Annotated in this window: 13 protein-coding genes; 1 reads left to right on the top strand and 12 read right to left on the bottom strand. The window is 71.3% G+C overall.

Features of this window, described 5'->3' with window-relative positions; all coding sequences use genetic code 11:
* Window positions 1-5 precede the first annotated feature (5 nt).
* The 6 genes from menC to AB0M02_RS03335 form a co-directional block, all read right to left on the bottom strand.
* Window positions 6-1,223 carry an o-succinylbenzoate synthase gene (menC, locus tag AB0M02_RS03360; protein WP_364220686.1) on the bottom strand — a complete coding sequence of 406 codons (1,218 nt, stop codon included), beginning with the start codon at window positions 1,221-1,223 and terminating at the stop codon, window positions 6-8.
* A gap of 23 nt (window positions 1,224-1,246) precedes the next feature.
* The gene (locus AB0M02_RS03355) at window positions 1,247-2,026 is read right to left on the bottom strand and encodes a GNAT family N-acetyltransferase (RefSeq protein ID WP_364220683.1); all 780 of its coding nucleotides are present in this window, start codon (window positions 2,024-2,026) and stop codon (window positions 1,247-1,249) included.
* Window positions 2,027-2,450: 424 nt separating this feature from the next.
* Complete coding sequence (locus tag AB0M02_RS03350) at window positions 2,451-3,392, bottom strand: SCO2521 family protein (protein ID WP_364220680.1); 942 nt, start codon at window positions 3,390-3,392, stop codon at window positions 2,451-2,453.
* Window positions 3,376-4,422: an SCO2522 family protein gene (locus AB0M02_RS03345; RefSeq protein WP_364220677.1), complete on the bottom strand. Its 1,047-nt coding sequence runs from the start codon at window positions 4,420-4,422 to the stop codon at window positions 3,376-3,378. Before AB0M02_RS03345 ends, AB0M02_RS03350 begins: the two co-directional genes overlap by 17 nt.
* A complete protein-coding gene (locus tag AB0M02_RS03340; RefSeq protein ID WP_364220674.1) occupies window positions 4,407-5,339 on the bottom strand; it encodes an SCO2523 family variant P-loop protein in 933 nt (310 codons plus the stop codon). The genes AB0M02_RS03345 and AB0M02_RS03340 overlap by 16 nt, the downstream gene beginning before the upstream one ends.
* 2 nt (window positions 5,340-5,341) lie before the next feature.
* Window positions 5,342-7,246, bottom strand: a complete 1,905-nt coding sequence (locus tag AB0M02_RS03335; RefSeq protein ID WP_364220671.1) for an SCO2524 family protein — start codon at window positions 7,244-7,246, stop codon at window positions 5,342-5,344.
* Between the two features lie 253 nt (window positions 7,247-7,499).
* Between AB0M02_RS03335 and AB0M02_RS03330 the strand changes: the two genes are divergently transcribed.
* Window positions 7,500-12,452: a pentapeptide repeat-containing protein gene (locus AB0M02_RS03330; RefSeq protein WP_364220668.1), complete on the top strand. Its 4,953-nt coding sequence runs from the start codon at window positions 7,500-7,502 to the stop codon at window positions 12,450-12,452.
* A gap of 1 nt (window position 12,453) precedes the next feature.
* Here the strand turns inward: AB0M02_RS03330 and AB0M02_RS03325 are convergent, their stop codons facing one another.
* From AB0M02_RS03325 to AB0M02_RS03300, 6 genes are all read right to left on the bottom strand, one after another.
* Complete coding sequence (locus tag AB0M02_RS03325) at window positions 12,454-16,599, bottom strand: SAV_2336 N-terminal domain-related protein (RefSeq protein WP_364220666.1); 4,146 nt, start codon at window positions 16,597-16,599, stop codon at window positions 12,454-12,456.
* Window positions 16,596-17,615, bottom strand: a complete 1,020-nt coding sequence (locus AB0M02_RS03320) for a MoxR family ATPase (RefSeq protein ID WP_364220663.1) — start codon at window positions 17,613-17,615, stop codon at window positions 16,596-16,598. The genes AB0M02_RS03325 and AB0M02_RS03320 overlap by 4 nt, the downstream gene beginning before the upstream one ends.
* The gene (locus AB0M02_RS03315; RefSeq protein ID WP_364220660.1) at window positions 17,602-19,491 is read right to left on the bottom strand and encodes a trypsin-like peptidase domain-containing protein; all 1,890 of its coding nucleotides are present in this window, start codon (window positions 19,489-19,491) and stop codon (window positions 17,602-17,604) included. Before AB0M02_RS03315 ends, AB0M02_RS03320 begins: the two co-directional genes overlap by 14 nt.
* A gap of 101 nt (window positions 19,492-19,592) precedes the next feature.
* Window positions 19,593-21,548 (bottom strand): capsular polysaccharide synthesis protein, encoded by a 1,956-nt coding sequence (locus tag AB0M02_RS03310; RefSeq protein WP_364220657.1) that lies wholly within the window; start codon window positions 21,546-21,548, stop codon window positions 19,593-19,595.
* A 36-nt stretch (window positions 21,549-21,584) separates the two neighbouring features.
* Complete coding sequence (locus tag AB0M02_RS03305; RefSeq protein ID WP_364220654.1) at window positions 21,585-23,126, bottom strand: protein kinase; 1,542 nt, start codon at window positions 23,124-23,126, stop codon at window positions 21,585-21,587.
* Between the two features lie 65 nt (window positions 23,127-23,191).
* On the bottom strand, window positions 23,192-23,548 hold the full coding sequence (locus AB0M02_RS03300) for a nuclear transport factor 2 family protein (protein ID WP_364220651.1): 357 nt from the start codon (window positions 23,546-23,548) through the stop codon (window positions 23,192-23,194).
* Window positions 23,549-23,595 lie beyond the last annotated feature (47 nt).

The raw sequence follows: 23,595 nt of genomic DNA, 5'->3' as shown, positions 1-23,595 counted from the left end.
GGGTCTCAGGCCAGCGCGGCCACGGCCGTCCGGTGAGCCGACGCCGGCTCACCGGCCAGGGCCGGCATGTCCGGGCCCATCCAGGCCGCCTCGAGGAGGCTCTGCACCTGGTCGGGTGAGCGGCGCACGAACGGGATGACGATCGGCGGGGCCTTCTCGGCCGCCTCGTCCAGGACGTCCTTGTACGGCGCCACGCCGATGCCGGGACCGTCCGGGACCTTGATCAGGCCATGGTTCATGACGACCGGGTCGGTGATGTCTTCCTTGAAGAAGCGCTCGGACGCGGAGAGGTCGCCCACCAGCTTGAAGTTGGGGAGGGCGGCCAGCGCCAGGTTCGCCGCGCGGCCGATGCCGGTCTCGAGCATGCCGCCGACCCAGACCTGGACGTCGTGTTCGGCGCAGAGCTCGCTGATCTGCTTGGCGCGCAGGTAGCCACCGACACGCCCCGGCTTGATGTTGATGATCCGGGCCGCCTTCATCTCGACGGCGGTGAGCACCTCGTTGGGTGAGGCGACCGACTCGTCGAGGCAGATCGGGGTGGTGGCGAGCCGGCGGCCCAGGCGCACGTGGCTCCACAGATCGTCGTACGCAAACGGCTGCTCGATCATGAGCAGGCCGTGGTCGTCGAGCTTGACCAGATCGTCGGCCTGCGCCCACGTGTACGCGCCGTTCGCGTCCACCTGCAACGGCACGTCGCCACCGAAGCGCTTGCGGACCTCGGCCACCGGCGTCAGGTCCCAGCCCGGCTCGATCTTGAGCTTGATGCGCTGATAACCCGCTTCGAGATAGCCGCTGACGGCCTCCAGAAGCTCCGGGATCGAGTCCATGATCCCGACCGACACCCCGGCCCGCACCGTCGCGTGCGTGGCGCCGAGGTAGGTCGCCAGCGACACCGGCGAAGACGCACTGCGCAGCTGGGCGTCCAGGATCGCGGTCTCGAGAGCCGCCTTGGCCATCGGATGACCCTTGACCGCGGTGAAGACCGCACTGGCCGCCTCGGCGGTCACGTCGTCCATGGTTTCGAGCAGCGGGACCAGGAAGCGCTGGATCACGTCGGCGGCGGCGCTGAGGTAGTCGGAGGAGAAGAACGGCTCGCGCATGGCGACGCACTCGCCCCAGCCCTCGACACCCTCCGGCGTGCGCACACACACCAACAAGGCATCCCGGTGGTATTCGGTCATGAAGGACGTCCGGAACGGCGTCACCAGGGGCAGTCGAACCACCCTGAGCTCGATCGACGCGACCCTCACGACTCGTACGTCGCGATCATGCCGGCGGGGAGCAGGACGTAGGCATGATCCTTGGTCATCCCCACGACCTGGTAGTCCTGCTGAAGGAGTGACTGGAAACGGTCACGAGTCGCGTAGCGCGCGCTCTCGGCCTGCTCGGGCTCCGTTGCTCGAACCATCCTGATGTCCTCCGGTACCGCGATCAGCTGGGATTCGGGCACGACAGTGACGTGCCTGCGCAACCCCGAATCGCCGGCCATCACCTTCGCGACCCACTCCGCCTTGAGGGGCCACTCGACCAGGAGCCGATCGGTGCGGTCATTGGTGTTGGCACCGTCGTCCATCCGGCCGTAATAGTCGGGCACGTAATCAACGACCGTAGCGCCGAGTTTGCACAGATTGAAGTACCCGTTACGGGACACCAGTGGATCGAACGTCCACGTAACAGTGTCCAAATCGTTGTCAAGAGCCCACTGCCGCTGGTGGCGCTTGAGGGCGAAGCCGGTGCCCCGGTCGCGGCCGAGCTCGGTGACGCCGGTGATGTGCGAATGCAGGCAGTACTGCCCGTTCAGCCGTCCGAAGACGCCCACCGTGCAGCCGGCCAGCTGTCCGTCGACATAGGCACCGGCCACGTAGTTGCCGGAGTAGGCCAGCGTCCGCAGCATGCTGGTGCTGATCACCTCGCCGCGTTCGGCGTCGCTTCCGGCCTCCCACACCCGCCACAACAGGTGGGCGGCCTCCTCGAGCTCGTCGCCGTCGCGCAGCATGACCACTTCCGGACCGCCTCGGGACGGCACGACCCCATTGTGGACCGGTGAGCCAGCCGTCTCGGCCCCCACCGCCAGCGCGGATCGCCGTACCGTCACGGCACCTCCGGTCTCTAACACCGCTACCTACCGTTTCTACGCCGAAACGCAGAGCGCGGCCTTTGTGGGGCCTGAAGTCATGACGTAGATCGAATGCCTGTACGGCTGATTCCCCGAAAGCCGAGGCACGACCTTACGCCATGGGTGGCGGCCTTCAAAACAGCCTACCCTTACCGTTCCGGCACGCTATGCCCTTCGGCAAAGCCGTGGATCGAAATCTCGCAGCTCATGCGGCCCGAGATCCGATTTATTGATCTTGAACGACAGATCCGCCGGGGCGTGGCGAACCAAGGTCAGATTGCCCCGAACGGTGTACTTTTTGCGCTTACCCAGGTTGCCTTAAGTAAACCCGCCATCACGGGAAAAGTTGCTGCTCCTCGACCCGCCCATTGGAGAGCGCCGCCGCCATCGCCATCTGATCACGAATTCGTTGCACCGATGCCTCCCACTGCCGGGAGAGCCCGCGGTGGCTCTCCAGATCGGCCCATACCGATCGCCCGAGCGCACCGAGACGCGCGGCCGGCATCCAGAGGTGCAACAGGTGATCCACGGCCGGCCGCAGGCGCTTGACCGCCTGCGCCGGCTCCTCGACGCCGATCTGGCTCTGATCAATAACAGTCACGAGAGCCGTGAGAAGCCAGTCGTGCAGAGCCAGGTCCTCACAGAGATCGACGATGTCGTCGACCGGCTGCGGGCCGAGCATCAGCAACACCGTCCGGGTGCCGTCCCCGCGGAGGGTGAACCCGACGTCGTACCCCTCGAAGTCCTTGTCGACCAACGCGGCCCAGCGCAGAGTCGTCCGGCCGGCCTTCATCGGCAGATGCGCGTCGATCACCGATGAGCGCTGCACGTCGCTGAGCAGCCGGCCGGCGAACGCACCCAGTCCCATGGTCGAACTCTGCCGGCCCGCGGCCAGGTGCGCCTCCGCGAGATCCCTGGGATCGTTGCGGCCGATCGTCTCCACCACGCCCGGGCGGGCCAGATAGTGCGCCCACGCGTGCCTATAGCTCACGGTCCCCGGCTCGATCCGGGCACGGGCCGAACCCTGCAAGACCCGCCCGCCGGTGAGACGGACCCGGCCGGTCAGGGTGCCCACTCCGCGCACACGGCGTTTGCGCCCCTCGATGCGGCAGTCAACTCCGACCAGCTTGTTCGGGCTGATCGCGTGGCCGATCGGGCGCTCGGAGACCCGGACCTGCTCGCCGGGCAGCAGGGAGAGCGCGTCCTCCGTCAGCTGACGGGACACGCCACCGGAGTGCCGCAGAATCGCGGTCTGCACGTCACCCAGGAGCAGCACCCTGCACCGGCCCTGTGTCGACGAACAGATACTCGATGCGATCGACCACTGCTGGGTGCAGGTCGATCGCCTCCTTGGCGCCGCGCATGTTGATCTTTTCGAGCACGATCGGATCGACCGCGACCTGCTGCAGGATGGTCCGCACCGCGTTCTCGACCGGCAGGAAGATGGGCGAGCACACGGTCATCGTTCGGTAGGCGTTGAACGGCCACGGCGACTCACTGACCTGCACCACCGCCGGCAGGAACCGCCACTCGTCCGGCAGGTCGGCCAGGATCGGCTGGGGAAGCGCCACGGGAGTGCCGTTGTCCCGCAGGACGCCGAGACGCAGCAACTGCCAGACGGCAGCCAGCATCGCGCAGGACCACTTCCGTTTACCGCCCTGGTCACGCCACAACTCGATGTCGGCGAAGATCGAATGGTTCACCGCGGCGTTCTCGGCCGGGGGCGACCACGGCGCCTGCGGCTTCATCGCCTCATGATCGTCCGTGGAGGGCGAGCGCTGCCCGTTGCAGAGCCACCCCGTCTGCTGCACCGGGGGCCGGGCGCCGGTGGTGTCCGGCGGCGGATCGTCCACCAGCCGGGCCAGCACCAGCTCGGCCGGCGAAAGGTGGCCGGCTAGTTTCGCCACCGGCTCCGACAGCTCCGCCTCGATCGGCGCCGCCGCCTCGGCGCAGCCCGACTCACGGGCCAGGTAATCGATCGTCAGACCGGCTTCGTCGGCGGCGCGAAGCAGTTTCGGAATGAGTTTCTTGGGCGAGTCCAGCTTCCCGAAGTAATCGTCGATCAGCACGCACGTGCTGATTCGCGGAGTCTTACCGGGCAGGTCCTCCCGCCAGCTCGAGCGGGCCGCGTCCGCCCATCGGCCGATCTTCCGGAAATGCTTGACGAAGAATTCCGGTCCCTGTTCGAGGTCCGGGGCGTAGAAGTGCCCCACCTCGACCGAGAGATGCGCCAGCGACGTCTCCTGCACTGGGCTGTCGGCAGTCGATTCAGAAAACCTGGCGTTAGCTGTCATTCGAGAGCCCAAAGCTTGTCGTCGACCAGATTGCGAGCCAATTCGTCGAACGCCGAGACCGTCTTGAGGTTGGCGATGTCGCGGGCGACGACGTCATCGTCGGAGAGCAACTGCTCACGCCACTGCAGCACCGGATCCAGCGGAACCGAGCCGAGCAGCGCCCGGAGGCCGACCTGCTGATCTCCGGCGAGCTTTCGCAGGTCCTGGTCGCAGTCACGCAGCCAGGCGACCTGCGCGGCGCGCAGCCCTCGCAGCTCGGCCGAGTTCGGGTCGACCACCGCGGTCCGCACGAACTTGACCGACTTGGCCAGCTCCTTCTTGTTGTGACCGGCCTGCTCGCCGGTGTCGAGGATGCCGTCCCGGCCGAAGACCAGGCCGGAGGCCGCCGGGATGTGCTGCCGGGTCCAGCGGTGGAAGACGAGCCAGCGGGAGATCACACCGCGCAACGCGTCGTCGGCTGTCGCCTGCAGCACGAGCTGTGTCGCGTACGACCGGCCGGCGCTCAAGTCGATCAAGCACATGTCGAACTCCTCGTCCAGCTCGAGGAGCAGCCGGATGCAGCGGCGCAACGCCTCCTTGTGCGGACGGAACTCACCACCGTCCCGGTCACCGGGAAAGAGCACCAGCTGGCCGGCGCCCGCCGGGCGGTGCCGCAGGCTGGCCCGCGCCGAGGTGCTCCACACGTCGATGCGCCGCGGCTGCTCGTAGACCGGCTTCTGTTCGTTCTCCATGAGGTAGGAGTGCAGGCCGCCGGACGCGACACCGCGGGCCGCGTCGGCGATCTGAAAGATCGAGCCGGCCGTGGGCGAGCCGAAATCGAAGTCGAGATAGCACACGTCGGCACCGGTGAGGGCTCGCCGATAGACCAGATTGCAGCTCGTGACCGACCTCCCGGTGCCGCCTTTGTCGGACGCCGCGAAGACCAGCACCCCTACTCTCCAAGCTCGGGCTGCCGGGCCGCAGCGAGCTTGTCCAGCTCCCGCAGGACCTCGAGGGTGAGTGCGTATGCCGTGCCGGGACGGGTCTTGCGCAACTCGCGGGCACGCTGCAGGTTGCTCTCCTGCCGCCGCACGCTGTCGCGCAGGGCCGGTCCGCCCTGGCCGGATCCCCGCAACTGCTCCTCGTCGAAGACGTCGTCGGCCTCGATGAGGAGCTCGGCGGCGATCTCGGACAGTGACGCGCCGGGCGGCGGCGCACCCTGGATGAGGTCGGCGGCCGTACCCATGCACTGCACGACCCGGGTCGTGAAGTACCAACTCGGCTCGTCGCGTGGATCGAGGCTGGGGAAGACCTGGCTCGGGTCGTCCCAGAGCCCGTCGGCCCGCCCGCCGCGGATCCGGCGATCGTCGAGGTGCCGCCAGACGGCGTCACTCAGGTTGAGCAGCTGTGCCCGGATCTTGTGGTCGTTCACCTGCCTGGCGAGCGCCAGTGACCGGCCGAGCAGGAGCGTGGCCAGCTCACCGAGACGCCAGCCGACCTCGGGCGCACCGGGCGTGACGGTCTCGGCGCCGACCAGCCTGATCCAGGTGCCGGGCTGGTGCAGCGCGAGCGCCGGGTCCCCGCTGAGCGGGCGGCGCCGGATCCGGCCGCGGTCGGCGAGGTCCTCCAGGAGATCCGCGATCCGGCCCAGGTCGGCGTCGGGAGCGCGCTCCTCGCCGAGGGCCTGCCGCACCAGGGAGAGCACGAGAAGGCTGTAGTAGTCGGTCTCCTCCTCGTCCGTGGTACGCCAAGGGAGGTTGGCGACCGGCCAGCGATCCGGGTTGAACGTCGCGATCGTCGACCAGTAGTTCTGCGCCACGTCCAGCTGCAGGTTGAGCCGCCGAGCCAGGGTCTGCTGCTCGGTGTCGAGAAGACCCTGCAGACGAGCGTCACGGGAGAACAGGTCGCGGATGCCGTCGACCGCCACCACGGTGAAGTAGAGGTACGGAGCGGGTTCGGCGTAGCCGGTCTGGTCGAACTTCGTCTCGCCAGCCGAGACCGGCTGTGAGTCCCGGACGACGCCCCAGGACCAGCCGCACTCGAACAGCAGCTGCGGGTCGGCCCGGAGTTTCTCCACCTGGTCGTCGTCCGGCTCCAGCTCGGAGAGACCCGCCATCACCTCGTCGAGCCTCGCGCGGATCCGGCCGACGAGCGCCGAGGAGTAGCTCTCACCCGGGCTGACCGTCTCGCACAGCGCCCGGCCCTGGCGGCTGTCGCTGCGGAACACGCTGATCGTGAAGCTGCGCAGCAGCGCGGCCATCGCCGCGGTCAGTCGTTTCCGGATGCCGGTCTCGACCGCGTCGATGCTCTCGTTCTCCCGGTCCGACCGGGCACGCGGACGGTAACCCCGCAGGAAGCGGATCACGGCGAGGCTGAACACGACGGAGGTCGCGTAGGAGTCCACCACCTCGAGCGCGTGCTGCTCGGGGAAGGCGATGATCTGGTTCTCCGGGGCCGTGGACACGTAGCGACCGGCGGCGAAGACGGGCTCGCCGGACTCCGCGTCGGTGTAACGCTCCAGATAGGCCGCGATGAGCTTGATGATGCTCTGCGGAATCTCGACCGGGCTGCCGAACCGGTCGAGCGCGGCGCGGACGTCGGGCTCGGTCTTGTCCGGATTGTCGTACGAGATCTCGGCCAGTCGCTGTGGGGGCTGGAGGAGACAGAGAAGCAGCTCAGCGTCGCTGATGGAGTTGCGTCCCGCGCGGTCTTCCCATCGAAAAGACTCTGGTGAGCCACTCCATTTGGATATCGATTTCCACACCGACAACATTTCCTGGCGCGGTCGAAGTCTCACCGTTCGATTCCCCCTGGAAAATGCGCGTGCGACGCCCGTCAAGATCGCACGGCCGTCCATAGGAAGTGCTGCGCCGAAGCATATCCCTCGCATCACTTGCCCGGCAGCCCGTACATTTTGGACAAAAAGTATTTTCACCCAACTAAGGGATGCCAAACCTAATGGATCATCGACAATTGGTAAGCTCGGCACCGCGCATGGTCATCTGACCGCGCTCCCGGACGCGGACCGCGTGTCGCACCGCACCGCTGAAAACGTTCGGGAAAGGCTTCCGCGAGTGGGAGGAAAGCCGGTTAACGCGCCCCCGCCGATCATGATTCTGCACTGCCGGGATTTCCTGGCCACGGCTCGCATCTCACGCGCCGAGAACAGGTCGGCGAGCGACACGATCCGAGGCCTTCTCGATCAACTCGAGGGCTCGCGCAATCCCGATCTTGTAGTGATCACCGGCAATCTCGCCGAACGGGCGACCCCCGCCGAATACGGGATCGCGCACGAGCTGCTGAGCGCGCTGCGCGACGGCCTGGACCTGGACCACGAGCGCATCGTGCTGGTCCCCGGCAGCAGCGACGTCAACCGGCTCAAGTGCCAGGCCTACTTCCTGGAGTGCCAGGGCGACGAGCGCGAACCGGCGCCGCCCTACTGGGAGAAGTGGCAGCCGTTCTCCACGATGCTCAGCCGGTTCCACGGCGCCGAGCTGCCCAAGGACGAGCCCTGGTCGCTCACCGAGGTCCCCGGCCTGCGGGTGGTCGTCGCCGGGTTCAACTCCACGATGGCGCTGACCCACATGCCGCAGAACGACCACGGGCTGCTCGGCCCGGAGCAGATCGAGTGGTTCGCCGGGCGGCTGAGTGCCGGGGAACGCCGGGAGTGGCTGCGGATCGGGGTGATGCACCACCGGCCGGACGGCCGGGACGTCGGCGTGGCGCGCCTCACCGACGCGGACCGCTTCGCCGAGGCGCTCTCCGCCCATCTCGATCTCGTGGTGCACGGCCAGCCCGACGAGCCAGCCATCTCACGGCTGGCCGGCGACGGGGCGCCGATCATCGGGGGCAGTGCGGCCTGGCAGCTCATCGAGGCACACCCCGATCATGTACGCGTACGCGCGCTTCCCGCCGGACCCCACCCGGCCGGCGGCGAGGCGATCGCGCTGCCCCACCCGCTGCCTCGCCGGGCGAGCGCGCCCGCCGCCCCCGCGGAGCTGCAGACCGAGCTGGGTCGGCTGTCCGCCCAGGTGTCCGAGGTGTGCCTGCTGCGCAACCCCGACGCCGAGGTCACGCTCGTGCCGCGACCAGGCTCGGGGCGCGTCGGCTACCTGCGGATCTCACCGGCCCGGGCGGGTGGCGACCGCGGCCCCGCCGAGCAGCACCCGGTCGGGCTCTGCGCCGGCGCACCGGCCGTGCCGGACGTCGAGTGGTTCGCCGGGGTGCGCGCCCGGTTCCGCGGCGCCGCACGCACGGCGACGCTGGTGTACTCAGGCGAGGCCGCCGATCCGGACGTGACCGAGGCCGCCGCCGCGCACCGAATCACGTTGATCGCGTTCGACGACTTCCAGCTCGGCGCCGACTTCGGCCGGTTCGCCGAGCGGCAGGCCGCCTGGTTGGCCGGCGATCCGGTCTATCCCTCCGACTCGTACGTGCCCCAGCGCTACACCGAGTTCCTCCCCGGCCCGAAGGTCGCGTCCGACGCGCCGCCCTCCCCCGACCTGCTCGGCTGGCTCGGCGACTGGGTCGACTCCCCGGAGGGCCGTCTGGTCGTGGTGCTCGGCACGTTCGGGCACGGCAAGACGTTCCTGCTGCACGAACTGGCCCGCAAGATGCACCGCGAGGGCTCCCGGGCGGTGCCGGTGCTGATCGACCTGCGCGAGTTCGAGAAGGCGTACAAGCTGGACGAGCTCATCGCGGTCCAGCTCTCCCGGCGGGGCAAGCAGAACTTCGACCTCGAGGAGCTGCGATACCTGCGGCGCGAGGGCCGCGTCGCGCTGCTGTTCGACGGCTTCGACGAGCTGGCCACCCGGGTGAGCTACGACCGGGCCACCAACCACCTGGACACCATCGTGCAGGCCGCCGCCGACCGGGCGAAGGTCATCCTCACCAGCCGGGACCAGCACTTCCTCACCGACGACGACGTGCAGGCGGCGCTGGGGGCGCAGTTCGGCGCGGGCCGCCGGCTGGTCCGGCTCGCGGACTTCGACGACGAGCAGATCCTCGCGTTCCTCACCCACCAGCTGCGCGACCCGGGCCGGGCGGAGGAGCGCCTGGAGTTCCTCCGCGAGGTCAAGGACCTGCTCGGGCTCTCCCGCAACCCCCGGATGCTGAGCTTCATCACCGACCTGGAGCTGGACGAGGAACCGCTCGCGGCGCCCGGCGACACCCGCGAACCGATCACCGCCGCCGAGCTGTACCGGCAGGTCATCGAGCGCTGGCTGAACTACGAGAGCGACCGGCTGCAGCGGCTGAGCCCGCTGGCGCCCACCGCGCTGGAGCTGATGGAGGCGGTCACGCTGCTCGCCAAGCGGCTGTGGGACTCGCCGGACGACAGCCTGAGCCGCAGGGACCTCGGTACCGCCGCGGCCACCCTCTCCCAGCTCACGGTCACCGGCGAGAACGCGCTGGAGCCGGAGGAGAGCGCACACCTGCTCGGCTCCAGCACGCTGCTGGTCCGGTCCGCGGACGGCCGGTTCACCTTCGTGCACCACTCGGTACGCGAGTGGCTGATCGCCCGGGACATCGCCCGGCGGCTCACCGCGGGCAGCGCCGCCTCACCCGGTCTGGTCGGCAAGTCGATGCTGCCCCTGATGATCGACTTCCTCTGCGACCTGGCCGGTCACGACTTCATCCGCGGCTGGGCGGAACGCGTCATGGCGGATCAGCCGGCCGGCAGCGGGGTCGCCCGCAACGCCCGGGCGATCCTCATGCACCTGGGCGTGCCGTTCAGCAACCGGCTCGACATGCGCGGCCAGCGGCTGCGCGGCAACGACTTCTCCGATCAGAACCTGGTACGCGCCGACCTCAGCGGCGCCGATCTCGCCAACGCCAAGCTGATGCGCGCCGACCTGCGCGAGGCCAACCTCACCGAGGCGAACCTGGCGTGGTCCCGGATGGACCAGGCGTCACTGCGCGAGGCCGATCTCACCGCGGCCGACCTGACCGGGGCGAAACTGCTCGGCACCGACCTGACCGGCGCGAACCTCACCCGGACCCGGCTGCGCCGCGCCGCGATGGTGTCGGCGGTCGGCACCGACGCCGACGAGCTGCGCTCGGCCGACACGCTCGGCGCGGCCCTGCCCGGCACCGTCGTCGCCGAGCCGCAGATCGCCTCCTCCGCGGTGGTCAACGCCGTCGCGGTCTCCTCCGCGGTACGCCTGCTGGCCGGCGGCGGCGAGGACGGCGTGGTCCGGATCTGGGACGCGGCGAGCGGGTTCCCGCTGCGGGTGCTGCCCGGGCACACCGCGCCGGTGCGCGGTGTCGCCTTCACCACCGACGGCCGGTTCCTGGCCAGCGGTGGTGACGACGACACAGTCCGGATCTGGGACATCGCGAGCGGCCGGACGGTCCGGAAGCTGACCGGGCACGACGGGCGCATCCGCAGTGTCGCGTTCAGCCCGGACGGCGGCTTCCTGGCGGGCGCCGGCGACGACGAGAAGATCCGCATCTGGAACACCGCGACCGGCCGCATCGCACACACGCTGACCGGCCACGACGGCGGCGTCCGGAGCCTGGCGTACCGGCCGGACGGGCAGCGGCTGGCCAGCGCCGGCGACGACGAGAAGGTGCTCGTCTGGGACACCGCGAACGGGCGGCCCGAGCAGACGCTGATCCGGCACACCGGGACCATTCACGCGATCGCGTACGCGCCGTCCGGGGATCGCCTGGCCAGCGCGGGCGACGACCGTCAGATCCATCTGTGGGACCCGGCCAAGGGTACGGTCACCGCGACCATGGCCGGGCACCGCGGCTGGATCCGGACCCTGTCGTTCTCCGCCGACGGGCGGCGGCTGGCCAGCGCCGGTGACGACGGCACGGTCCGGATCTGGGACAGCGAGAGCGGTCACGAGGTGCACACGCTGACCGGGCACGCCGGCATCGTGCACTCGATCGCCTACTACCCGGACGGGCCGACCCTGGCCAGCGCCGGGACCGACCGCACGGTCCGGATGTGGGACGCCAACGACGGCAAGCAGACACGCACCCTGCGCGGCGGCGCCGCCGACTCGCGGGCGCTCTGTTTCTCTCCGCTGGAGACGGAACCGTGGATGGCGGTCGGGTCGGACGACGGTTCGGTCCGGATCTGGAGCGCCACGGCCGGCGACCAGCCGCGCGTGCTGAGCCGGCCGGGTGGCAGCGGATCGGCCGTCGCCGCGGTCGCCGTCTCCCCCGACGCCAAAATCCTCGCCGCCGGTGGATCCGACGGCACGATCCGGATGTGGGATCTCACCACCGACACGCTGCTCGAACCGCCGCTGGCCGGGCACATCGACGCGGTTCGCGCGCTCAGCTTCGCCCCGGACGGGCAGCACCTCGCCAGCGGCGGCGCCGACGACATGATCCACATCTGGAACGTGGAACGGGCCGAGGTGGCGAAGACCTTCACGAGCCAGCACGGCACGGTCACCACCGTCGCGTTCCTCCCGGACGGGAGCCATCTGGCCAGCGGCGGCGACGACGGCACCGTGCGGATCTGGCCGCTCGGGCAGGGCCGGCGGCAGATCTGGATGCAGCACGCCAACAAGGTTCTGGCGGTCGCGTTCTCCCCGGACGGCCGCCATCTGGCCAGCGCCGACGAGGACGGGACGATCCGGATCCGGAACACGACCAGCCGTGATCCGGCGCGGGTGCTCGACGGGCACGGCGGCGCGGTGCACGCGCTGGCGTTCGCACCCGACGGCACGCGGCTGGCCAGCGCCGGATCCGACGGCGTGATCCGGATCTGGGCGGTCGAGAGCGGCCGGCTCGCCGTCAAGCTCACCGGTCATTCGGGCTGGATCCACTCGCTGAGCTGGTCACCCGACGGCCGTCACCTGGCCGGCACCGGCGGCGACCGGGCGATCCGGATCTGGGACGCCGTGCACAACAGACCGGGCGGCCTGCTGGTGCCGCTGGAGGCGGGTGGCTCGGCGGTCCTGCTGAAGGAGCAGTACGTGCTGGAGGGCCCGCCCAGCGGCGAGTACTGGTACGCCATCGGCATGTGCCGGTTCGAGCCCGGTGAACTCGACCAGTACCTTCCGAACCTGAGCTGGGCGTCCGGCGGCGAACCGCTCTGGTGACCTAGTGCCCGGGACCGAGGTGGTCCAGGACCTGGTGCGCGGCCGTCTCCACCTCGCCGGAGAGGTTCGGATCGGCCAGCGCCGCCGCCGCCCACTTGCGGGCGATGCGGTCACCGGCCAGGTCGCACAGGAACTCCACCATCAGCGGTGTCAGCCGCCGGTGCAGCAGATCCCGCAGCCGGCCGACCGGCTGGCCCGCCTCCAGGTTGGCGGCGATGTCCTGCGCCACCAGCCACTCCAGGACGGAGTGATCGACGAACTGGTAGCGGTACTGATGGTCGCGGACCAGCAGGGTGCCGGCGCCGAGCAGGCGCGCGGTCTCCCGGCGGCCCGGCATGCCCGGACCGGCCAGCCGGGTGAGGACGTCCGCTGCGGCGCCCAGCTCGTCCGCGCCGAGTGCCGGTTTTCCGGACTCCCAGAGCCGCCGGGCCAGATAGGTGACCGCCCGCGCCAGATCGTCGGCCGTGGCGGCGCCGAATCCCCGGGCGTGCTCCAGCCATTCGGTGATCAGCTGGAGGTAGAGCCGGGCCACCGTCGTCGTACCGCCGCCCGAGGCCGCCGAGCGCAGCAGCGCCTCGTCGATGCCGGCGATGAACGCCAGCATCCGCGGGTTGCTCGCCATCCCCAGCAGACCGCCGACCCGGCCGAGCAACTCCAGGCGGGACCGGGCCAGGCCGGCGTCACCCAGCCGCCGGGTCAGGAAGTCGAGGATGCCGTCCGGCCCCAGACCGGTCAGGCGCACCCAGTGGGTGGTGACCACGGAGGCGTACGGCGTCAGCGCCTCGGTGAGCAACTCGACATCCCGGCTCACCAGCACCACCTTGGCCCGCCCCGGCCCCACCCGGACGCCCGCCTCCCAACCGGCCACCCAGTCCCGCAACCGGTCGTGCGCGGTCCACGTGGCCAGGTCGTCCAGCCCGTCGCAGAGCAGCGCGACCCGGCCCTCACGCAGCAGGTACCGCCCGCGTTCCAGGTCCACCTCCCGCAATCCGCCCCGGGACAGGTGGATAGCCACGAGCTCGTCGAGCCCGACCCGCCAGTCGCGGTCCCGCAGGTCCACCAGGATCGGCAGGACCGGATCGCGGTCGGCGTGCAGCCGGCGTGCCAGCTCGCGCAGCAGATAGGTCTTGCCGGTACCGGACGCGCCGGCGACCGCGATCATCCGGCCGTCCGGCGCGGCCATCCACTCGCGGAGCCGGCCGAGCACCCCGGTCTCCGGCCCGGACGAGTCCGGGGTCCAGCCGCTGGTCGCCGGATCGAACACCTCGAACGGCTGCGGCACGTAGCCGCCGGCCGGGTACTCGGCGTCGTCCTCGAGGGCCGCCGCCTGCAGCTCCGCGTTCTGGACCAGGTCGCTGCCGAGCTGGAAGTCCGCAAAGCCCGCGACCCGCACCCCCTGCGTCACCGCCCACTGCTCCAAGCGGGCGGACGGCCGGCTGCGGCAGACCAGCGTGGCGTCCCAGCCCGGCACCTCGGCGCGCACGTCGTCCCGGAAGCGGCGCACGACCTCCGCGGTCGGCGCGCCGTCGACGACCCCGATCCGGTACGGCTGCCCCTCCGGCGTGACCAGCAGATAGCCCGCCGTCCGGCCGCCCGGCGCGGCACCCGGCCACGGATGCACCTCGATCGAAGCGCCGGGTGTCCGCGCCCGGTAGGCCTGCGCCGCCCGTCCCACCAGGTCGGCCGGTGTCTCACCGGCCGGCTCGGTGGTGCTCACCGCCTCGGGGACGGCCTCGGCCACCTCCGACGGCCACCAGTGATCGCCGTACGCGTACTCATGCTCGCCGGGGAGAAGCCGCAGCGTGCCCGGCCGCAGGTCCACCACATGGTTCTCCCCGCCGCTCGCGGCACCGACCGCCGGCACGCCGCTGAACGCGATCTCGCGCACCCCGGTGCCCTCGGCGTGCAGCACCACGTCCAGGCACGGCGCCAGCGTCAGGCCGAACACCGCGGCGTCCCGCAGTCCCGCCGGATCGTGGTGGAGCACGCCCACCCGCAGCCAGCCACGCCGCTCGTAGTCGCGCAGCCGGTCGGCGAACCAGCGCGGTTGCTCGTCACCGAGCTCGCCGTAGGAGTCCAGGTGGCTGACCGCCATGGTGGAGTTGAGAGAGGCGACCACCGTCCGCAGTTCCGGCACCGGCAGCAGCTGCCACGGGTCGTGCTCGGTGAACGCGGTCGGTCCGGGCAGCCGCTCGGTGAACGCGGCGAACGGCTCCCACTTGCGCCAGTACGGCGGGATCGGCTCGGCTCCCTCGGCGGCACGGGAGAGGAAGTGCGCCTCGCAGAGCGCGAAGTTGACGTCCGCCGTCCCCGGCACGGCGATCACCCGGCCGGTCGGCAGGTCCAGCTCGGCGCGCAACTCCTCCAGCTGTGAGGAGGCGGTGTCGTACTCGGTCCGGGTGGCCCGCTGGACGATGCCGGACGCCACCACGAGATCCGGTGCGACGCCGTCGCGGCGGCACCGCGCCACGATCTCGCTGGTGGAGCGCACCGGCCCGGTCAGGTGCAGGATCGCCAGACGGCCGCCGTGCCCGGGTGAGGCGGCCCGGCGCACGGTGGCCGTCACCTCGTCCGCGGGTTCCAGGTCACCGGCCAGCCGGCGCAGCACGTCGGAGCGGACCCGGGCGAACGGCTGCCGCAGTGCCGGGAAGTTCAGGCTGCCCACCGGCGCGGAGACGACGGCGGTGAACGACGCGCCGGCCCGTTCCAGGTGCTGTTCGACATAGCTGGAGACCTCGCCGAGCACCTTGCCCGCCTCGGCATGCTCCAGCGTGCCGAGCAGGACCTCGCGCACGCCGCGCCGGAACTCGAAGTGCTGCTCGTCGGCGGCGCCGGCACCCATCGGCACCGGCTCCAGCAGTCCGCTGTAGAGCACCTCGGCCAGGTGCGAGGGGCCGGACTCGGGCACCATCACGGCCTGCACCACGCGGATCACCGCGACGTTGAGCGGAACCGCCGCGGACAGGTACCGGGCGAGCCGGTAGGCGGGCGGGGTGGCACTGCCGCGGAAGCGGGTGACCTGCCGCTCGGCCTCGCGGCGGGTGTCGACCGGCGGGTGCTCCCCGGACGGGGACGGCTCCGGCACCGCGCTGACCTGAGCGTCCGCCGCGACCGGCATGACCACCGCGTCGATGCCGCCGACCGCCCGGCCGGCGACCAGGTTCGCCCAGGGCCGCAGCCAGCGCGGCTCGATCTCCAGGACCGGCACCGGCACGGCACCGGCGGGGAGGCCGCGGCGGCGGGTGGAGAAGAAGGTGTACTCGCCGGCGGGCGCGCCCGGCCGGGGCGAGGAGAGCCGGCCCGGTACGGGGCCGATACCGGTCCGGGACCAGAGCCGCTCCGGCAGTGGCTGCAGGATCGCCACCGGTGCCCGGCGTGCCCAGTGCCCGAGGAGCCGGGCCATCTCGCCGGTGTGCCAGGGGCCGCTCACACAGTCGCTGAGCACCAGCAGCAGGTGGTCGTCGGTGCGGTCGGCCACCCCGGTCAGGGTTCCGTCGAGGGTGCCGTCCGCGCGCAGGCCCAGGGTGACCATCCGCAGGGTCCGGAACGCGCCGAGCCGTTCCATCACGATCCGGACCTCGTGCCCGAGCCGGGTCCAGACGCCGCCGACCGAGCTCTGGTCCAGCACCAGGGTCAGGTGGAGCCAGCGGTTCGCCTCCGGGCGCCACACCGGCGTCCACACGCGACGCTCGGCGATCTGGCGTGCCGTGGCGTGCTCATCGATCGTGACCCGGTGACCCGTACGCGAGCTGCGCTTGAGCGGCCGCAACGCGCGCAGCACCCGGCCGCTGTCCGGGAGCGCCGCCGCGCTGCGCAGCAGCAACGGCCAGCCCGGCACCGGGTCCAGACCGAGCGGTGCGGTCTCCCGCGACGGCTCCGGCGGGAGACCCGGCGAGGGTTCCGGCGGCGGTTCGGGCGGCTGCGGCACCGGCTCGTCCGCCACGGGCTGCGGCAGTCGCACATCCACCTGGCCGGGATCGGCGCCGGGCGGCGAGTCCGGGTCGGCGGGCGGCGGGTCCGGCCCGGGTACCGCGCCGCTCACGTCCACCCGCATCGCGAGCCAGATCGCCTCGGCCACCTCGGCCGGGGTCAGCCGGACGCCGGAGGCCTCCAGGACGGCGAGCAGGCGCTCGATCGGGGTGGTCATCCCGGCGGCCCGTTCAGGTTCCGCAGGACCACGTCGATCAGCTCGTCCCGGTCCAGGCTCCGGTCGCCGCCCGCCACCTGCAGCAGGTAGACCAGGTTGAGCAGCTGGTCGATCGCGAGCTGGCCCTGTTCGCGCCGGAGCAGGAAGTCGCCGATCACGTCGTCCGCCTCGGCGGCCGCGTCGTCGCCGAGCTGTGCCCGGACGATCGCCTGGGTCCGGCGCTTGTCCGGCTCGGGCAGGGCCAGCTGCACGCACCGGCGCAGGAAGGCGGGCGGGAACTCACGCTCGCCGTTGCTGGTCATCACGATGAACGGGAACTCGCGGCAGCGTACGTGCCCGTCGCTGATCAGCACCGGTGAGCCGTCGTCGGCCGGGCGCACCTCGACCTCGGGCTTGCGGTCCGCGATCCGCTGCAGCTCCGGGATCCGGTACTCGCCCTCCTCGAAGATGTCGAGCAACTCGTTCGGCAGATCGATGTCACCCTTGTCGATCTCGTCGATGAGCAGCACACGCGGGGTGTCGTACGGCGCGAACGCGGTACCGAGCGGGCCGAGCCGGACGAAGCGGCCGATGTCGCCGTACCCGTCCTCGCTCTGGCCGTCGCCGCGGACGTTCGCCTCCTCGATCCGGGCCACCGCGTCGTAGTGGTAGAGGCCGGAGGCCGAGGTGGACCGGCTCGTGATCGGCCAGCGCAGCACCCGGCCGAGCCGCAGCTCGTGCGCGACCGCGTACGCCAGGGTGGTCTTGCCGGTGCCGGGATCGCCGGTGACCAGCAGCGGCCGGCGCAGGTGCAGAGCGATGTTGACCAGCGTGACGGTGCCCGGGTCGGCCTGGTACGGCACGGCCCTGGTCCGGTACTGCAGGCGCTGACCGACCGGCGCGTCCCGATCCAGCGGCGTCACCGGCTCGCCGTCGAACTCCCGCCACGGCGGTGGTGGTGGCAGCCGCCGGATCGGGTCGTCCTTCTGGTCGGCCTCACCGGTGCCCCGGTAGATCAGAAAGTCATCCGCGTGCATGCCCCTCCCCCATCGGGGACAGCATCCGGTGACGCGGCACGCGCCGGCCCGGATCGTCCCAGAGCAGTACGACGTCGTGCCCGCACGAGGGCTCGCCCTCGGTCTCCTCCTCGGCGGCGGCACCCTGGCGCATCCGCAGGATCCGTTCCGGGACGTCGTCCCGGCCGGCCCCGGCGAGTTCCTCGGCGACAGCCCGCGCGAGCCGGCTGCCTCGGCAGTCCTGATGGGACTTCTCCGGCTCGCCGTCACAGCCGTTGCGCCGCCAGATCATGATCGGCACTCCGCAGAAGAGCCCGACCTCCATGACGGTCCGCGTGATCGGCGCCTGCAACGGCCGGGGCAGCACCAGCGCGGCCCGCGACCGGTCCAGCTGGAACCAGGCGTGCAGTGCGCGGGGCCCGCGCTGTTCCAGGCAGCTCACCCTGGTCAGCGCGGAGCCCATGTCCCGGCCGGCCAGCGCGTCCCACCGCTGCCGCCACTCCGCGCCCAGTTCGGCGGGCTCGTCGAAGCGCTCCTGGTCGCGGACCACCACCGGGTTGGTCTCGCCGAGGAGCGCGTACGACCGTCGCCCGGTCGCGGCCAGCACGTGCTCGGTCTCCGCGAACAGGTCGGCCGGCAGGACAAGCTCGATCATCAGGCCGGGCTCACCGGCGACCAGCTCCGGGATCCGCCGGGTCAGGTGCGGGCGCAGCTCCTCGATCGAGCGATCCGGGTCCTCGACCTCGATCGGCGTCACGTCCTCCGGTCCGTTGTACCGCCAGAGTTCACAGTGGAACCGCTTCTGGTCCTGCCCGGCGGAGCGTACGCACACCACCAGCGACGGGATCCGGGACTGCGCCGGCGCCGGTGTGGTGCGCTCGGCGGCGAGCCGCCGCACCACCTCGTCCTGGTCACGGGTGTGACGCGGGGTGAGCCGGGCCCACTGCCGCAACAGCTCGGCGAGCAGCTTCGGCTCCGCGGTCCGGGAAACCTCGATTGCGTACGCGACCACGTGCGGAAACCCGTCGTCCGCGGCCATCAGCCCAGCGAGTTCGGTAACCACGTCACCGTGGTCGTGCAGCGGGTGCCGTGGCGGGTCGGGCAGATCGCCGGCGACCGCCCGGAACATCCGCAGATGCTGCTCGTGGCCGGTCTCGGGCAGCTGGGCGAGGATCGCGCGCAACTCGGCCTCGGCCCGCCGCCCGACCGGCCCGCCACACCGGGGAAGCGCGTGCGCCAGCCCGGTCCAGCGGCGGTTGCAGCGGTGGTAGGTCTCCTGACCGCGGCGCATCGCCCGGTACGGCCCCGGTTCCAGGAACTGCCGCAGGGCGCGCACCGGCACCGCCACCCCTCCGGCGGGCAGACCCGGGTCGTCGTACGCCGTGGCCTTGGTGATCGCGCACACGCCGCCGGTCTCCATGTTGAGCACCGGGCCGCCGGACATCCCGTGAGACACCTCGTCGCCGGTCAGCCGGATCAGACCGCCGTCCTCGCCGCCCGCGGTGAACCAGCCCGACTTCGGCTCGGCCGCCGGGGTGAAGGTCCGCCCGTGACCGAAGACGGCCAGCCGGTCCGACATGGCCGGCAGCTGGTCGTCGAGCCACACCACCGGATGCCCGGGGAGCGAGGACACCTCGACGAGCGCCATGTCCGGATAGGGCACGAGCTTGCTCTCGCCCAGCGGCGAGGCCGCCCGCACGATCCCGGTCCTCGTCTCGCCGCGCCACGCGACCCGTACCTCGTCACCGGGCGCGCCGGCCACGTGAGCGCAGGTGGCGACCGTTCCGGGAGCGACGAGGAAGCCGCTTCCGACAAGCCGCCCGGAGACCAGCACGAGGCACTCCTTCATCAGCTTGACCAGCTGCTGCTCGGCCCCCGCGATCCCCGGTTCGGGCACGCCGCGATCCTCCGTCCCCGTCCGGTCACCCTTCGTGCAACCGTAGTGCCAGGACGCACGTCACAGAAGGCCCCGGAGGCCACCTCCGGAGGGCAGAACGGTCAGGGGAGGTCACTCCGGATGATCCGGGCCAGGTAGGACTCGCTGGTCAGCTCCGTCTCCGGGTACTTGTACTGGAGTTTGTGGGCGAACGCGCCCTCCCGGATCATCTGGAAGGTGTCCGGGTCGTAGGGCTGGAGCATCACGGCCTGCAGCGCGTGCGGCGGCTTCGCGTTGAGCCGCATGCCCTCGTCCCACTCCAGCCGGAACCGCTCGTCGAGGTGATGCAGCATCTCGAAGATGTGGTGATACAGGAAGTGGTCGGTCGGCTCGCCGCACCGCTCCCACCAGAGCAGCGCCGCCGCACGCCACAGGTGCAGGACGTGGCTGTCCGGCCGGGCGGCGAGGAACCAGTTGGAGATGAACGGGCCGGTGTAGTTGAAGGCGAACATCCCGCTCTTCGCCAGTGCCGCGTCGACCCGGGGCCGCAGCGGCTCGGTCACGTGACAGGTCGCGTCGACCCAGACCCCGCCGAACTTCTCCAGCAGCGACAGCCGCAGCACGTCCGAGAGGTGCCGCCGGTCCAGCTTCACGGCCAGATCCTCGGGTACGTCCACGTACGCCCGCATGTTCGCGTCGGTGATCTCGTGGACCCGGCTGCCCGGGTTGGTGGCCTTGAGCGCGGCGAGGCACGCCTGCACGACCGGTGGCGCCGCCGTGAAGCCCTGCGCCCAGTACATGAAGATCGGCTGGTCGAGCGTGCTGACCACCGGCGACGCCAGCCGCTGCTCGGCCTGCACGCGGATCTGCGCCAGGTTCTCGGCGAGGAAGACGCCCAGCTCACGGCGGGCACCGAAGTTCTTGGGGTCCAGTTCGAGCACGGCCGCGCCGTCGAAGGGCAGCTTGTTGTCGTGCTGCAGCGCCGCCGCCGAGACCCGTTTGCTGTCCTCCGGCCGTTTCAGCCGGTCGTACGCCGAGGCCAGGGCGTACCCCCGCGCCCACGACTCCGGCTGCTTGGCCACCGCCTCGCGCAGGAGTTGCTCGGCCTCGGTCCAGCGCTGTCCGGCGAGGGCGAGCAGGCCCAGCTCGTACGCCGCGGACCCGTCCTGGTCACCGGCCTTGACCACCCGCCGCAGCGCCTTGACCGCGGCCGCCTCCTGGCCCTCGGCCAGCGCGATCCGTGCCGCCACCAGCCGGTCGCCGGCCACGTGCCGCTGCAGGTGCCGTGCCTCCTCGACCGAGCCCGCGCGGGCCAGCCGGACCGCCTCGGCGGCGATCTCCGCGGGGGTCGCACCCGCCGAGACCCGCAGCGTACGGCGCGACGGCGACGCGTTCGGCTCCCCCAGCCACTCGTAGGTGTGGAACCCGTCAGCGGCGGTCGCACCGTCGAAGTGCTCGACCGGCGCGGAGGTCTCGGTGAGCGCGAAGTCGTACCAGTGCACCGCCCCGCCGCCCCCGGCCATCCCGCTGTGCAGGCTGATCCAGGCGCTGGTGGCCTTGACCGGGACCGTGAACGTCACGCTGATCCGGTGGTGACCGTGCTCGTTGCGGGCCGGCGGCGAGGTGGTCAGGACCCGCCGGCTCCCCTGGCTTCCCACGCAGCCCGGCACCAGCCGCAGCGCCCGGGGGTGCAGCGCGCCGGTCAGCGGCGCGGGCAGGAAGACCGAGACGCTAGCGGTGTAGGTGGCGCCGGCCCGCATGCCGAGCCGCATCGCGCCGGGCGCGTCGTGACCGCCGGGCGCGATGAACGTGTCGTTGTTGCGTCCGACGCCCTCGACCCGCACGCCGAGCGTGCCGGGCCGTCCGGGCACCTCGCCGCTCTCGCAGGAGTTGTGCGCGTGCACGTGGATGCCGCCGGCCTCGAACGGCCGGTCGAGCGGCCCGCGGAAGCCGGGGTCGGGCACGAGATTGACCACGGCCGGCGTGCTCGGGGCCGAGGGTTGCGCCGCCGGGAGGCCGCCGCCGGCCGCGGCCCGCAGCCGGGCCAGCCGGGCCCTGAAAGAGATCGCCGTAGTCATCGGAGCGCAGTTTAGTCAGGGTTCAGTTCGGCGTATTCACAGTGGGAGCACCACGGCTGAGGGACGGGCGCCCACGCAGGTGACGGTCATGCGGTAGCGCGTCAGGTCCTTCGCGAAGACCGCATAGGGCGCCAGCGCCGGGCCCGGTTCGACGCGGTCCACAGTGAACCCCGGTGCCGGCTCGGTGGCCAGCAGCTCGGCGTTGCCGCCGGCGCATCGGGCCAGCACAGAGCCGCCCGGCGACTCCAGACGCGCACTCTCCGGCACGCCCGGTCCGGACGGCGCGGTGCTGCCGTCGATCGGGCCCGGTTGCGGTCCCGCCGAGAGCGACGGCTGCGGCAGGGAGGGCAGCGGTGCGGGCACGGCCGAGGCGCCGTCGCTCGGCTGGGCGGCGCGGCCGGACCGGGTGGCGGCGGCCGCGGGGCGGGTCCCGGAACTGGCACCGGGCACCGTTTCGGTCACGCTGGGTGAGGATCCGGGTGGCGGCGCGACGTCCCGCCCGGCGTTCCGCTCATCGGCACCGGGCCAGAGCAGCGGCAGGGCGATGAGCAGGGCCGCGAGCCCGGCGCCGGCCAGGACTTTCCGACGCTTCCACCAGGGGGGTACGGGCGGAGCACGGTCGACCGCCACGGCACGCGGTCCGGCAGCGCGTGGCATCAGGACAGTGGTGTCCCGCACAGCGCCGTCCGAAGCGACACCCTCCCGGGTGACATCGGCCCAGGCGGGTGCTGTCTCGCGTACGAAATCGGGTTTCTTCGCACTCGCGGCCTCGGCCGCGTCACCCAGCACGCCGGACACCTCGGCCGCGTCCGGACGCTCCGCCGGATCCTTGCGCAGGCAGCGCGCGACCAGGTCGGCGACCTCGTCGGGCACGCCCGGGAGCGGAGGCAGCGGCGCCGGCTCCGAGTAGACGTGCGCATTGATCATCTGGGTGGTGGTCTCCACGGTCCACGGCGCGACGCCCGCGAGCAGCCGGTAGAGCAGCACGCCCAGCGCGTAGACGTCGGACGCCGGCTCGATGGCACCGCCGGTGAGCCGCTCCGGCGCGAGGTAGGCGGGGGTGCCGAGCAGCGCGTCCTCGGGCGTGGCGGGACCGGCGACCGCGGCGATGCCGAAGTCCACCACCTTCGCACCGGTCGGGGTGACCATGACGTTGGCCAGTTTGATGTCGCGATGCACGAGCCCGTCCTCGTGCGCGACGGCGAGCGCGGAGGCGATCTCGCCGCAGATCCGGAAGACGCGGCGCGGCGGAATCCGGCCGCGCGCCACCCGTTGCTGCAATGTCGGCCCATTGATCAATTCCATGACCACATAGGGAACCGGGCGGCCGTCCTCCTCGGATTCGCCGAAGTCGTAAATCTGCGCGATGTTCGGATGCGAGAGGGTCGCCGCGGCCCGCGCCTCGTGCAGGATCCGCTCCCGGAAGCGCGGCTCGCCGGCGTAGCGACCGGCCAGCACCTTGACCGCGACCGGCCGGTTCAGCACCTCGTCGAGCGCGCGGAAGACCACGGCCATGCCGCCGCGGCCGAGTTCGTCGCCGAGCCGGTACCGGCCGCCGAGTTTTCTGTCCACCTCCACCCGAGGCAGTTTGCCGAAAGGCTCGGGAAATCGCACATGCGAAGTCCCCCGAATGCCATTCACATTTAATCCGGCTCCTGCATCCACCACTCGGTGAACTGTCGGGCCTGGCCGGTGTGGTCCAGGCGCAGCACCCACATGTTGCGGTAGACCCGGTCCGGGTACGTCGTGCTCGCCTCGATCACCGCGAGGTCGTCGGTGACGATCAGCGGATGCCAGGTGAACGCGGTGGTGCCCGGCTCGTCCTGCCGGTCCAGCCAGCCCACCACGATCGCCTCGCGGCCGACCCAGGGTTTCGCGTACGGCTCGGTGAAGTAGGCGGCGTCGTCGGCGAAGAGGTCCCGGATGTCGTCCGGGTCGTTGGACTCCCAGGCCTTGCGGTAGCTGTCCACCCATGCCGTCACCGCGTCGAGACTCGTCATGGCGCTCCTCTCCTCAGCGTCACCCTGTCAGATGCGAGCCGTAGGGT

It is taken from the genome of Actinoplanes sp. NPDC051861 (assembly GCF_040681145.1).
Taxonomy (GTDB): domain Bacteria; phylum Actinomycetota; class Actinomycetes; order Mycobacteriales; family Micromonosporaceae; genus Actinoplanes.
Note: the sequence above shows the minus strand (reverse complement) of the source record. Positions and strands in the feature narration are given on the sequence as shown.